Raw genomic sequence first — 11,919 nt, 5'->3', positions numbered from 1 at the left:
CCCTTCGGGCACAATGGGGCGCTCGCCGATCCGCACCGTCTTGAAACCGCTCCAGAGCCTGCGGGGCATGGTCGACCTGCTGCCCGGTCAGACCCCCTTCTGGCAGCGGATCGAGGCCACCGCCAGGGAGCACTTCCGCCGGGCCGCCGTCGAGGAGATCCGCACGCCCCTGCTCGAGGTGACGGAGCTGTTCGCCCGGGGCATCGGTGAGGCCACCGACGTGGTGGGCAAGGAGATGTACAGCTTCGAGGACCGCGGCGCCCGCAGCTGCACCCTGCGGCCCGAGGGCACCGCCTCGGTGGTGCGGGCCGCGATCCAGCATGGCCTGGTGGCCCAGGGACCCCAGCGGCTCTGGTACGGCGGGCCGATGTTCCGCTACGAGCGGCCCCAGGCCGGCCGGCAGCGCCAGTTCCACCAGATCGGTCTGGAGTTCCTCGGCCACGCCGATCCCCGCAGCGACGTCGAGGCCATCGCCATCGCCTGGGATCTGCTGATGGACCTGGGGGTGGGCGGCCTGTCCCTGGAGCTCAATTCCCTGGGCAGTCCCGAGGACCGGCAGCGCTACCGGGCCGAACTGTTGGCCTGGCTGGAGGCCCATCGGGAGCGTCTGGATCCCGATTCCCAGAACCGGATCACCACCAACCCCCTGCGGGTGCTCGATTCCAAGAACCCCGACACCCAGGCGCTGCTGGCCGGAGCCCCCACCCTGGCCGATGCCCTCAGCGGCGAGAGCCATGGGCGCTTTCTGCGGGTGCGCCAGGGTCTGGAGGCCCTCGCCATCCCGTTCGAGCTCAACCCGCGCCTGGTGCGGGGCCTCGACTACTACGGCCACACCGCCTTCGAGATCACCAGCAGCCAGCTGGGGGCCCAGGCGACCGTGTGTGGCGGTGGGCGCTACGACGGCCTGGTGGAGCAGCTGGGCGGCCCCCCCACGCCCGCCATCGGCTGGGCCATGGGCATGGAGCGGCTGGTGCTGCTGCTCAGCCAGGCCATGGAGGCGGGCACCCAGGCTCCGGTGACGGCCGCCCAGCCTGACCTCTACCTGGTGAACCGGGGGGCCCTGGGCGAGGCCTGCGCCCTGGAGCTCGCCCGTCGCTGCCGCCAGCGCCCCGGGGCGCCCCTGGCGGTGCAGCTGGATCTCAGCGGCGCCGGCTTCGACAAGCAGCTCAAGCGGGCCCGCAGGAGCGGCGCCCGCTGGGCCCTGGTGCTGGGCGACGAGGAGGCCGGGGCCGGCCAGGTGCGGCTGCTGCCCCTGGATGCCGAGGCTGGATCAGGGGATCGGGTGCTGAGCCGGGAGGCGTTCCTGGCGCTGCCGCCCCATGAGCTGAAGCGCCTGGGCTGAACGGCGGGCCATCGGGTGTCGTGACAGGCTGGGCACGCTGTAGGGCTGGCTCAGCGAGCCATGGCGATCGATGCGCACGGGAGCGGCCAATTTCGTGATCTTCTTTGATGAGAAGGAGGGCACCACGGCCTTGATGTCGCTGCTCGACAAGCTCCCGGGGATCACGATCCTGAGGAAGGACCGGGGCCATGGACTCACGAGCGTGGAACCCTTTGACCTCCACTCCTGTGGACGGATGTCCGATGCTGATCTGAGATTTTGCCTGCATGGCCTGCTGGGCTCCCAACCTGTTGATCCAGAGGCCATCCAGGCACGGTATGGCCGAACGGCCATGGGCCGTTTACTGGGGGTTCGTCAAGGGGCCGTGACAGGCTTGAAGATGCGATTCCGGGTGTTGACATTGCCGTGGTATCCCGACCGCCTTCCAATAGTGCATCGTGTCCTGAGTCGTACTCTGCCGCGAGTCAGTAAACAGCTAGAGGATCTTTCACAAAGAATCAATCTCAGGAACTACAGGAGATTGATGATCAAGATTCTGAAAAGGAATCAAGTCGTCGTCTTCCTTGCTGTTCGGCAGGATGTCTTTCGATGGGCCCTCTCGAAGTATCACGGTGATGGAACGGGCCAGCCTGGTCACCTGCAGTTCAGGCTGGCCAGAGGTGAACTTCAGAGAAGCGAGATTGGGAAGATCCATGTTGACCCCGTCCGTTTCGAGACCATCGTTGCCAGCTGCGAAGCCTTTCTGGCTCGAAAGCGGGAACTCAGGCAGGTGCTCGTCAGGGCAGGACTGGAGGTCTATCCCATCTGTTATGAAGACTTTTTGAGCAGTCCGTACGAGACGCTGGCGCGTATCTGTCGGTTGATTCGATTTGAGGTTCCCGAAGATGATCTGCGCAGGGTCGTTGCTGAGGGAGCCGACGTCCAGAAGGTTCATTCTGAGGACATTTCCGAGTTCGTGGAAAACGATCGCCAGATGATCGAACGTTTCGGCCACCGCTTTGTCCCATGGCAATGAAAGGCGCGTGATCCGGTTCCGTTTCACGTCAGCATCGCCTGGCAGGACGGCAGCAGGGCTTTTGCCGCTTTTTGATGCATTTCTGGTGAAGGGTAGTAGCGGTTGTAGTCGACGATGATGCCCTGGCTGTTCAGCAAGGGCTGGGGCATGCCCGCAGCGGTGCTGCACTCCACGAAGGCATCGGCGAAGGGGCGAATCATCTTCAGCATGGGTTCCGTGACGAGATGGGGGAACTTGCCGAGAAGCGAGGGCTTGGGGCTGCGGTCCCACATCCCTAGCTTGTAGAGGACTTTCGCAGAGAGCCGTCCTTGGGGCGTGCGAGAAAATCTCAACTCTTCCAGCCGTTGTCGACTTGGAAACCGATAGCTTTCCGGTGCGCGCTCCGAAAACCAGAAGAGAATCTTGGGCACGGAGATCTTGTTGAGGAGTTGAACCATTTTTTCTACATACGCCCTGGAATTCTCTTCGATGAGCTTCTCGATGAACTCGGGATCATCCCCCCGTTTATCCCCACCCAGGAAAAGGTCACTCCAGACCTGCTCAGATCTCATGGGCTGGCCATCGGGAAGCCGATGGCCTTTGGAAGCGCCCAGACCACAGAAAAACACCGAATTGTTGATGCTTCTCCCCGACATGACCTGGACAACGACCAAGCGGGCCTGGTTGGCCAGGCCCAGCAGCGCCTGTGAATCCTGGGAGGAGAGGTAGTAATCCGGGCCTGCTCCCCCTCTGCCGAGATTCATGGTGCCCACGCCCAGCGTTCTGCCGATGATGGTGGGGAAAGGGTCCTCGCAATACGTGCCGAACGTCTGAGCTGCACCCAGGTAGGCGATGCCGTCGGAGCGGCTGGACTGGGGACCTCGCAGGGTGAGCCCGTCCAGCTGATACAGCTGATAATCGATGAACTCTTTGTCCCGGGCCTGATAGAACTTGCCCATGCCATCCCTCGTCGCCGTGGGTCCTGGCGGAAGCTTAGGGATTGGGTCGGATACCGCCTGCTCTGCCGTTGTCAGTGGTCTGTTGTCCGCCGTGGTGCATGGCCAAAAAAAAGCGGATCCCAGAGGATCCGCTGCAGAGCATTGGAGAACGATGGACGCCGTTCAGTCAGGCCGAACCGACACCCACGTAGGAGCCGTAGAAGAACAGGCCGACCACGAAGATCACGGCCATGCCACCGGCGGTGGCGACCATCCAGAGCGGCAGGACCCCTTCGGTCCACCGGCTCTTCCAGGCCACGGCCGGGCGGCCGTCGGGAAGGCGGTCGGGGATCCGGCCGTCAGGAAGTGAGGATTTCTTGCCGCTCATGGATGGGGTGCCTCCCGATCAGTTGAAGAAGTAGCTGGAGAAGAGGATGCCGATGACGAACACGAACAGCAGCCCGAGATAGAGGCTCGTGCGGTTCAGCTCGACCGGCAGGTTGTTGGGGTTGGGATTGCGCTGCATGGATGTCTCAGCGACGGACGAACTGCATGGCCGCCAAGGCACCCAGGAAGAAGACCGTGGGGATGCCGAGGGCGTGGACGGAAAGCCAGCGCACCGTGAAGATCGGGTAATTGCGCGGCGTGGTGGGAGCGGTGGACTGGGTCATGGTTCCTGGAGGCGCAGATCAAGGCTGCTCTTGCCCTCGTAACGCTGGCTCACGACGGGAGCCTTGGTTTCCTGGGCCTGGAAGTAGGCATCCGGACGGGGCGTGCCGAAGGCGTCGTAGGCCAGGCCGGTGGACACGAACAGGAAGCCCGCCAGGAAGATGGCCGGCAGGGTCACCGCATGGATGACCCAGTAGCGGATGCTTGTGATGATCTCGAAGAACGGGCGTTCCCCTGTGGAGCCGGCAGCCATAGCAACAAGCGTTCAGCCCGGCAATCCTAGGGGTCGGCCAGCGGCTGGCGGGAGCGGGTCGGGGGGTTGGTTACAGAGGGATGCAGTTGCCCCCCGCCCTCAGCCCACCCAGCGCAGCAGCACGCCCCGCTCCCCCAGGACGAAGCCCTTGCCATCGGCGGCGAAGACGATCCGGGAGAAGTTGGTGGGCTGCTCGCTGCCCACCGGATCCCGCTGCCAGCTGGCGCCGGCATCGTTGCTCACGAGCAGGGTGCCGTTGCCACCGCCGGTCCAGACGGCGCCGCGGGGATCCCAGGCCATGTCGAGGTAGCCGTAGCCGTTGGTGATCGGGATCACGGGCTTGCTCCAGTCGCCGCTTTCGGTGCTTTCGGCAGTGCTCGGGTCGCCGTCGAAGCGCAGCTGGGCGCCCCGGGCCACCATCCAGAGGTGGCCGTCGGGCTGGAAGCCCATCGACTGCAGCCGCTGGCTGCTGACCCGCTGGTGCACCTGCCAGGCGGGCAGGCCGGGTTCCCAGGTGGCGAAGAAGTTGCCCAGGCTGCTGACGCTGACGTAGTCGCCGTCGGCGCTGCGGCGCAGGTCGCGGATGGCGCCGGCGGCATCGCCCACCAGGGCCTGCCAGCTGGAGCCGGCATCGGTGGTGCGGTACACCGCGCCGACGTTGGTGGCCAGCTCGGCGGTCTTCGGCCCCAGGGCCGTCACCAGGTAGGGCTCGCCGGGCAGCTTGGTGTCGAGCAGCAGCCGGCTCCAGCTGCTGCCGGCGTCGTCGCTGTGCAGCAGCAGGCCGGGCTGGCCCACGATCCAGCCCTCAGGCCCGTTGAAGTCGATGCTGATCAGCCGGAAATTCTCCTCCTCCGGCAGGTCCAGGGCCCGCTCCTGCCAGCTGGCACCGCCGTCGTCGGTTTCCATGATCAGCCGGTTGCTGCCCACGAGGAAGCCGTGGTCGGCGCTGCTGAAGGCCACGTCGAGGGGGTTGGAGCGGGTGTCCAGGGGAACCGCCTGCCAGGGGCTGGCGGCGGCGGTGGGCAGTCCGGTGGTGACGCAGCCCGTGAGGCCGAGGGCGAGCACGAGGGACAGGGCCAGGCTGAGCAGGGGCCGCAGCGGGCGAAGGATGGCCGGCAGGGCGGGGAGGAGCGCAGGCATCAACGCAGGGAATAGAGGGAGAGGAAGAAAGCGAAGGCCAGGGCGAACCCCCCGAAGATCAGCACGTTCTTCTGGCCGGGGGTGAGGCGGTTCACCCCCAGGCCGAAGTTGAGGTTCTCCTCGAAGCCACTGGGCTTGTTGCGGGGGCCGATGTCCTTGAAGGCTCCCACCCGGCTGCGGCAGACCGGGCAGCGGAACCCGACCGGGTCGAGATCGAGAAAGGAGGTGCCGGCCGCGATCCCCAGTTTCTTCACCCCCTCGGCCGGGTCGTACACGAAGCCGCAGCTGCGGCACTCGAAGCGGTGGCTGGAGGGGTCTTCGGCGACGGGTTCGGCCGCCTCGCCGAGGGTGCCGGCGGCCCCGCTGGGGAGCTCTTCGGTGGATGTCTCCGTCGGCGGTTCCGTGCTCATCCCGTGCCTGGCCATACCAGGGGACTCTATCGAGGGCGACCCCGGGCCCAGCGGCCCCTCCCGGCGGCCGGCCGGGCCGGTCGTCCCGGCGACCGCCGCCCCCGGAGGCAGGTGGCAGAATGCGCGCCAGGTTGGGTCTGCCGATGTTCGTGCTCTCCGGCTACGACGCCTTTCTGGGCTTCCTGCTGATTTCGGCGGCGGTTCCGGTGCTGGCGCTGGTGGCCAACAAGCTGCTGGCTCCCAAGAGCCGCCAGGGGGAGCGACAGCTCACCTATGAATCGGGCATGGAACCGATCGGCGGGGCCTGGATCCAGTTCAACATCCGCTACTACATGTTCGCCCTGGTCTTCGTCATCTTCGATGTCGAGACCGTCTTCCTCTATCCCTGGGCGGTGGCCTTCCACCGACTCGGGCTGCTGGCCTTCATCGAGGCTCTGATCTTCATCTCCATCCTGGTGCTGGCCCTGGCGTATGCCTGGCGGAAGGGCGCCCTCGAGTGGAGCTGAGCACCTCCCCACCATGACCCTCACACCCCCTGCCGGCTCCCTTTCCGTCGATGCCCTGCGCGATGTGCGCGAGGCCAGCTGCGGTCCCGTGGGCGCCCCCGGCGTCACCGCCGACCTCTCCGAGAACATCATTCTCACCAGCCTCGACGATCTCCACAACTGGGCCCGGCTCAGCAGCCTCTGGCCGCTGCTCTACGGCACGGCCTGCTGTTTCATCGAGTTCGCGGCCCTGATCGGCTCCCGCTTCGACTTCGACCGCTTCGGTCTGGTGCCCCGCTCCAGCCCCCGCCAGGCCGATCTGCTGATCGTGGCCGGCACGGTGACGATGAAGATGGCGCCGGCCCTGGTGCGGCTCTATGAGCAGATGCCGGAACCCAAATACGTGATCGCCATGGGGGCCTGCACCATCACGGGCGGCATGTTCTCCGCCGACTCCACCACGGCGGTGCGCGGCGTCGACAAGCTCATCCCCGTCGATCTCTACCTGCCCGGCTGCCCGCCCCGTCCTGAAGCGATCTTCGATGCGGTGATCAAGCTGCGCAAGAAGGTCGGCAACGAAGCCCTGGCCGAGCGCGGCAACCTGCGTCCCACCCACCGCTACTGCACGATCCCCCACCAGATGAAGCGGATCGACCCGATCGTCACCGGGGCCTACCTGCGGGCGGAAACCCAGCAGGCCGCCCTGGCCGCCGCCGCCGGTCTGCCGATGGGCGCCGCCGCTGACACCGCCACCGTCTCCGCCCCCACCGCCCCCACCGCCCCCACCACCGATGCCTGAGGAGTCCCCCGTCACCCCTGGTGCCGCGGACGGCACGGCCTCCGAAGCCAGTGCCCTGCAGGCCGCCGCCCCTGGGCCCGTGGCCACTTGGCTGAGCGGCCAGGGTTTTGATGCCGTCAGCCTCGGCCCGGACCACTCGGGCGTCGAGATGCTCGGGGTGGAGCCCGCCGCCCTGCCCCTGGTGGCCACGGCCCTGAAGGCGGCCGGCTACGACTACCTCCAGTGCCAGGGGGGCTACGACGAGGGCCCGGGGGGCCGGCTGGTGAGCTTCTATCACCTGGTCAAGCTGGCGACGATGGTCGATCAGTTTTCGGCCATGGCCGATGGCCACGGCCCCCTGCCGGCCGAGGCGCGTCCCGAGGAAGTGCGACTCAAGGTGTTCCTCCCTCGGGACGGTGCCCTGTCGATCCCCAGCCTCTATGGCCTGTTCCGCGGGGCCGACTGGCAGGAGCGCGAGACCTTCGACATGTTCGGCATCGCCTACGAGGGCCATCCCCATCCCAAGCGGCTGCTGATGCCTGAGGACTGGAAGGGCTATCCGCTGCGCAAGGATTACGTGCAGCCTGATTTCTATGAGATGCAGGATGCCTATTGATGGCGCCGCCTATGGGAGACCTGAGCCGCTGAGGGCGGCGAGCGTTTCCTGCAGATAGCGGCTACCCCAGCGTTGATCGGGTTCGAGGTGGTTGCCTTCGGCCCACTCGTTCCAGGCGTTGATGAACACGATCGGTTCAGGCAGACCGCAGGCCGGGAGGCGTGCCAGGGTCTGCCTGAGCCAGTGGCCGTAGCGCTCCGGCGTTGCATCCTGGAGGATGATGCCCCCCCAGCGTCGCCGGGCGGTGTTGTCCCAGCACGGGGTGACACAGGGGAAGCGGGGATAGGGGGGGACAGGCCTGGAAAGGGCGGCCTCACTGACCTTGTCGTAATCGACGACCCGGTGGATGCTTTTCCCCGGTGACTCCTTCTTGATCAAGCCCTTGACCCTTTCCCGCAGACTGGGGGTCTGGTGCGGGAGAGAGCCGAGCATCGGCCAGCAGGGCTGAAACTCCACCGCGGCATCAAAGCCGAAGTCCTGAGGGTTCCTGATCTCAGTCTCCTTCGATTCAACGGAAACGAGATAGAGATCTCCCAGGCCATGGTCATGGGCCATGGATCGCCAGATCTCTGCCGTTCGGGCCGGATGGGGCAGGGCGCTGGTGCGATAGACGAGAAACAGAGGTTTACCTGCGATCCTGATGTAGCGAGGATCCCTGAAGGCCGTCAACAGGGACAACAGGTGCTCGCGGTCGTCCTGTTCGCTGTAGATCTGCTCCAGAAGAATCTCATCATCGGACCCGTCCCAGCGCCGGGTCCAGTTTTCATTGGCCCAGCAGACACAGAAGGGAAAGTCCGGTTCACCGGAAGCCAGCACGTCTTCGAACGGCCGCTGCAGCACGCGCCGACCATTGAACCAATAGTGGTAGTAGCAGAAACCATGCAGGCCGAAAGATTGCGCCAGCTCAGCCTGGGCCTGGCGGACTTCCGGCAGCCTCAGGTCGTAAAAGCCCAGATCGGCGGGCAGGTGCGGCTGGTAATGCCGGGGGTACAGCGGCCTTGCCCTGGTGACATTTCGCCATTCCGTGAATCCCTTACCCCACCACGCATCATTCTCAGGAATCGGGTGATATTGGGGAAGATAGAAGGCAATGGCTTTGGCTGAATTCACGGGGAATGAAGGCCTGGCGTTTCGGACATCTATGCAGTGGAGCGAGCTGGATGCAGCGGAGCGAGCTGGATGGACACCATCGGGCTCACCCTAGGGCCGGATACGCTGCACCACCCTCTCAGTGTTGCCGGGGTGAGGTGAATCACCATTCGCTGCACTACCTCCAGGGGCTCCCGGCCGGTGCTGCCGGCTCTGGCCTGAGGGGGCGGCCCCCCACGGTTGGCTGCGCCGAACGGCCGCCAGGAGCAGATGCAGCAGTCGCCTCAGCAACCGCGTTTTGGAGCTGAGGACGGCGTCCTGGGCCCGGATGGTTTCGGCCTGTGCCCTGATGGACCTCTCGCGGTCATCGAGGCAATGGACCATGGAGGCGAACCAGAGGTCCGTGGCTGGCGCGGTGGGTTGCGGTGTGGCGTCTTTCAGTCGCGGCCGCTCGCTGCTGGGCGCGGCGGCCTTGATGATTCCGGTGATGGTCTCGATATGGCTGTCGATGATACTCAGATCCTTCATCTGGGCACGGTCATCCACCATCCTGACGGGATGGACCGAAGCGATCAGAGAGTTGACGGCGAACGCCAGCCCGTCGGGCTCAACGCCGAATGGATAGCCGCCATCATTGCTTTCTGACCAGCAGTTGACCTTGTGCACATTCATGGTCAGCCGAGGCACGCCATAGGATCTGGCGACGATGCGGTAATGCAGGCTGGTCGATACGACTGCCGCAGCGCTGGCAATCTGCTGACAGATGGTGAAGATGTCAACCGACGGCAGGACTTCCACAGGAACGGAAGATTCATCGGCCAGCTGCTTGAATCGATAGAGACCCTCCAGGGAATCGTGATAGTTGGCCGTGCCGGCAAGGCCGATCTTCAGGCCGCCTGCGAAGCCGCCGGCAATCTGCGAGAGTGATTGGATGAGGGCGGCGGCGTGTCTTTGCAGATAGCCGCCATTGAAATGCAGCAGCAGATAGGGTGGATTCCCAGGGTTGGCAACGGGCATCAATCGGCTGATGGACAAAACAATGTCCGGGGCGTATGTGGTCTGGTCAACTCCCAGGCTCTTGGCGTTGCTTAGGGAGTGGGCATCTCGGAAGCCGATCATTCTCGCGGCGGTCAATGAGGCTTTCAGGTGTTCGTTCTGGGCGCTGTCGTCTGCCAGCTGGGTGAGGCCGATGCCGTAAAACAGTCTGTTCTCCCATCGCTTCAACTCCTTGTCGATACGTTCTTCGGTTGGTGTCAGATAGGGAAAGGGGCGGTCCGTGCCCAGCTGCTGATGGACATCGGAGCTGACCACGTCCTTGAGGTGGAAGGGCAGAGGGGCAGGGGAGTCGCAGGCCAGCGCCTCCATGAAGGAGCAGGACGCCGTTTCACCTCCGACATGCAGAATCGGGATGCTGGTCTCCAGGCCGCTGGCCAGCAATCGGAAGATGGAGTGGACCCTGGTGCCGCCCCACGCCGTCAGATCATTTTCAAGGATGCTGGCGTGAATCGTGCGGATTCCTTTTTGTTGGAGCAGCTTCTCAAAGGCAAAGCCCATGAGGAGATCTCCAAAATTGTGCCTTTCAAAAGCGCCGAACAGAATGGCGTCGGGATTCATTCGCTAGCGGCACCGGCCGGGTTGGGGACGCATCGGAAGCTGCGGAGCCCATCCCTGGAAGCTGTTTGGATGGTCCCCAGGCACCTCATCGCTCAGGAGCTCCAGATGCACCGGCCTGGATGATCGCTGGTTGATGGTCGTGAGGGCTCCGGCACCTGCATTCCGCCCTGACAGCGACGGGAGTCTATGCCTTCAATCCCTTCTGTGCTTCCGATAGAAGCGGATCACTTCCTTGGCCACGCTGCGGGGTTCATGGCGCAGGGTGGCGCTGGGGCGGGCCCCCTGCAGTGGCGCCAGGATCACTTCGTAGCCCTGCTCCCGCAGCACGGAGGCTTCGCAGGTCACCGGTTCGGCGCCCCGCAGCCGGTAGATGTCGAGCAGGCTGGAGTCGTCCAGGTCCTCCTGGGCCAGCACGGCCGTGAACAGGCGCTGCTCCACCCCCAGGCTCGCCAGCTGGGCTTCGATCGCCCGCAGGTGGCCGCCCACGTCCAGGCCGTCGGTTTCGCCGGGCTGGGTCATGAGATTGCAGATGTACAGCCGCGGCGCCTTGCTGGCGCTGATGGCGCTCACCAGCTCCGGCACCAGCAGGTTGGGCAGCAGGGAGGTGTAGAGGCTCCCCGGTCCCAGCACGATCAGTTCCGCGTTGGCGATCGCCTCCAGGGCCCGCGGCAGGGCCGGCGGACGCTCCGGGGTGCAGCCCAGGCGCACGATCGGGCAGGGGGCGTGGCCGATCTGGGATTCCCCCTCGATCCGCTCGCCGTTCTCCAGCTCCGCCCACAGGCGCACGTCGGCGTTGGTGGCGGGCACCACCTGCCCCTGCACCGCCAGCACCCGGCTGCTGGCGATGATCGCCGATTCCAGACTGCCGGTGATCGCCGTCAGGGCGCTCAGGAACAGGTTGCCGAAGCTGTGGCCCTCCAGGCCGCTGCCCGCCTTGAAGCGGTACTGGAACAGGCGGGTCAGGAGGGGCTCCTCCCGCGCCAGGGCCGCCAGGCAGTTGCGGATGTCGCCGGGGGGCTGCACCCCCAGCTCCCGCCGCAGCACGCCGCTGCTGCCGCCGTCGTCGGCCACCGTGACGATGGCGGTGAGGTTGCTGCTGTAGCGCTTCAGGCCGCTCAGCAGGGTGGCCAGTCCGGTGCCGCCACCGATGGCCACGATGGTGGGGCCCCGGTTCAGGCGCCGCTGGGCGAGCAGGGCATCCACCAGCAGGGTGTCCTTCTCCGGGGCCAGGGCCTGCTGGATGGCGCCGAAGCTGCGGCTCTGGCCCAGCCAGATCATGGCGGCGCCGATCAGCAGCACCAGCGGGCCGGTGATCCCCCGGGGCATCACCTGGGTGAGGCGGTTGAGGCCCCACCGGATCGTCTCCAGGGTCCAGTAGATCGGCTGCAGGTCGGCCCACACCGCCGCCCCCAGCAGGGCGATCACCAGGCCCAGGCCCGAGGTGATCATCCAGCGCTTCACCACCAGCCCCGGCTGCAGCCAGCGGGCCGCCCGCCGCGAGCGGCTCATCAGGTCCTGCTGACGCAGGTCGCCGCGGCCCACCCAGCGGGGGCGCCCCGGGCGGGAGCCGCCCCGGCGCCGACGGGCGTTC

General features: G+C 65.8%; 15 protein-coding genes. 5 read left to right on the top strand and 10 right to left on the bottom strand.

Annotated elements, in window-relative coordinates; all coding sequences use genetic code 11:
* The first annotated feature begins 13 nt into the window (after positions 1–13).
* Together hisS and KBZ08_RS15480 are read left to right on the top strand one after the other, a co-directional pair.
* Entirely contained in the window at positions 14–1,342 is a 1,329-nt protein-coding gene (gene hisS / locus KBZ08_RS15485) for a histidine--tRNA ligase (RefSeq protein WP_396122427.1), read from the top strand.
* A gap of 70 nt (positions 1,343–1,412) precedes the next feature.
* Positions 1,413–2,357: a hypothetical protein gene (locus KBZ08_RS15480; protein ID WP_254974084.1), complete on the top strand. Its 945-nt coding sequence runs from the start codon at positions 1,413–1,415 to the stop codon at positions 2,355–2,357.
* Positions 2,358–2,380: 23 nt separating this feature from the next.
* Here KBZ08_RS15480 and KBZ08_RS15475 read toward each other — a convergent pair whose 3' ends face one another.
* The 7 genes from KBZ08_RS15475 to KBZ08_RS15445 all read right to left on the bottom strand — a co-directional run bounded on the left by KBZ08_RS15475 (position 2,381) and on the right by KBZ08_RS15445 (position 5,746).
* Positions 2,381–3,295, bottom strand: a complete 915-nt coding sequence (locus KBZ08_RS15475; protein ID WP_254974082.1) for a DUF6473 family protein — start codon at positions 3,293–3,295, stop codon at positions 2,381–2,383.
* Between the two features lie 166 nt (positions 3,296–3,461).
* Positions 3,462–3,662 (bottom strand): photosystem II reaction center protein J, encoded by a 201-nt coding sequence (locus KBZ08_RS15470; protein WP_015109703.1) that lies wholly within the window; start codon positions 3,660–3,662, stop codon positions 3,462–3,464.
* An 18-nt stretch (positions 3,663–3,680) separates the two neighbouring features.
* Positions 3,681–3,800, bottom strand: coding sequence for a photosystem II reaction center protein L (locus KBZ08_RS15465; protein ID WP_015109702.1), 120 nt, complete (start codon positions 3,798–3,800; stop codon positions 3,681–3,683).
* Positions 3,801–3,807: 7 nt separating this feature from the next.
* Positions 3,808–3,945 (bottom strand): cytochrome b559 subunit beta, encoded by a 138-nt coding sequence (gene psbF, locus KBZ08_RS15460; protein WP_015109701.1) that lies wholly within the window; start codon positions 3,943–3,945, stop codon positions 3,808–3,810.
* A complete protein-coding gene (gene psbE / locus KBZ08_RS15455) occupies positions 3,942–4,196 on the bottom strand; it encodes a cytochrome b559 subunit alpha (RefSeq protein WP_015109700.1) in 255 nt (84 codons plus the stop codon). The genes psbF and psbE overlap by 4 nt, the downstream gene beginning before the upstream one ends.
* Before the next feature lie 99 nt (positions 4,197–4,295).
* Positions 4,296–5,336: a photosynthesis system II assembly factor Ycf48 gene (locus KBZ08_RS15450; protein WP_254974081.1), complete on the bottom strand. Its 1,041-nt coding sequence runs from the start codon at positions 5,334–5,336 to the stop codon at positions 4,296–4,298.
* Positions 5,336–5,746, bottom strand: a complete 411-nt coding sequence (locus tag KBZ08_RS15445) for a rubredoxin (RefSeq protein ID WP_106221057.1) — start codon at positions 5,744–5,746, stop codon at positions 5,336–5,338. Before KBZ08_RS15445 ends, KBZ08_RS15450 begins: the two co-directional genes overlap by 1 nt.
* Before the next feature lie 143 nt (positions 5,747–5,889).
* Between KBZ08_RS15445 and ndhC the strand changes: the two genes are divergently transcribed.
* From ndhC to KBZ08_RS15430, 3 genes are read left to right on the top strand one after another with little or no spacing between them, the layout of a single operon-like run.
* Entirely contained in the window at positions 5,890–6,252 is a 363-nt protein-coding gene (gene ndhC / locus KBZ08_RS15440) for a photosynthetic/respiratory NAD(P)H-quinone oxidoreductase subunit C (RefSeq protein ID WP_015109697.1), read from the top strand.
* A 13-nt stretch (positions 6,253–6,265) separates the two neighbouring features.
* Positions 6,266–7,030 carry an NADH-quinone oxidoreductase subunit NuoB gene (gene nuoB / locus KBZ08_RS15435; protein WP_254974079.1) on the top strand — a complete coding sequence of 255 codons (765 nt, stop codon included), beginning with the start codon at positions 6,266–6,268 and terminating at the stop codon, positions 7,028–7,030.
* Positions 7,023–7,625, top strand: a complete 603-nt coding sequence (locus KBZ08_RS15430) for an NAD(P)H-quinone oxidoreductase subunit J (protein WP_254974078.1) — start codon at positions 7,023–7,025, stop codon at positions 7,623–7,625. Before nuoB ends, KBZ08_RS15430 begins: the two co-directional genes overlap by 8 nt.
* Positions 7,626–7,634: 9 nt before the next feature.
* Here KBZ08_RS15430 and KBZ08_RS15425 read toward each other — a convergent pair whose 3' ends face one another.
* The 3 genes from KBZ08_RS15425 to yvcK all read right to left on the bottom strand — a co-directional run bounded on the left by KBZ08_RS15425 (position 7,635) and on the right by yvcK (position 11,837).
* On the bottom strand, positions 7,635–8,735 hold the full coding sequence (locus tag KBZ08_RS15425) for a glycoside hydrolase family 99-like domain-containing protein (RefSeq protein ID WP_254974076.1): 1,101 nt from the start codon (positions 8,733–8,735) through the stop codon (positions 7,635–7,637).
* Positions 8,736–8,825: 90 nt separating this feature from the next.
* Positions 8,826–10,328: a polysaccharide pyruvyl transferase family protein gene (locus KBZ08_RS15420; RefSeq protein ID WP_254974075.1), complete on the bottom strand. Its 1,503-nt coding sequence runs from the start codon at positions 10,326–10,328 to the stop codon at positions 8,826–8,828.
* A gap of 192 nt (positions 10,329–10,520) precedes the next feature.
* The gene (gene yvcK / locus KBZ08_RS15415; protein ID WP_106221047.1) at positions 10,521–11,837 is read right to left on the bottom strand and encodes a gluconeogenesis factor YvcK family protein; all 1,317 of its coding nucleotides are present in this window, start codon (positions 11,835–11,837) and stop codon (positions 10,521–10,523) included.
* Between the last annotated feature and the right edge of the window lie 82 nt (positions 11,838–11,919).

The organism is Cyanobium sp. Candia 9D4 (assembly GCF_024346155.1).
GTDB lineage: Bacteria > Cyanobacteriota > Cyanobacteriia > PCC-6307 > Cyanobiaceae > Cyanobium > Cyanobium minutissimum.
Note: the sequence above shows the minus strand (reverse complement) of the source record. Positions and strands in the feature narration are given on the sequence as shown.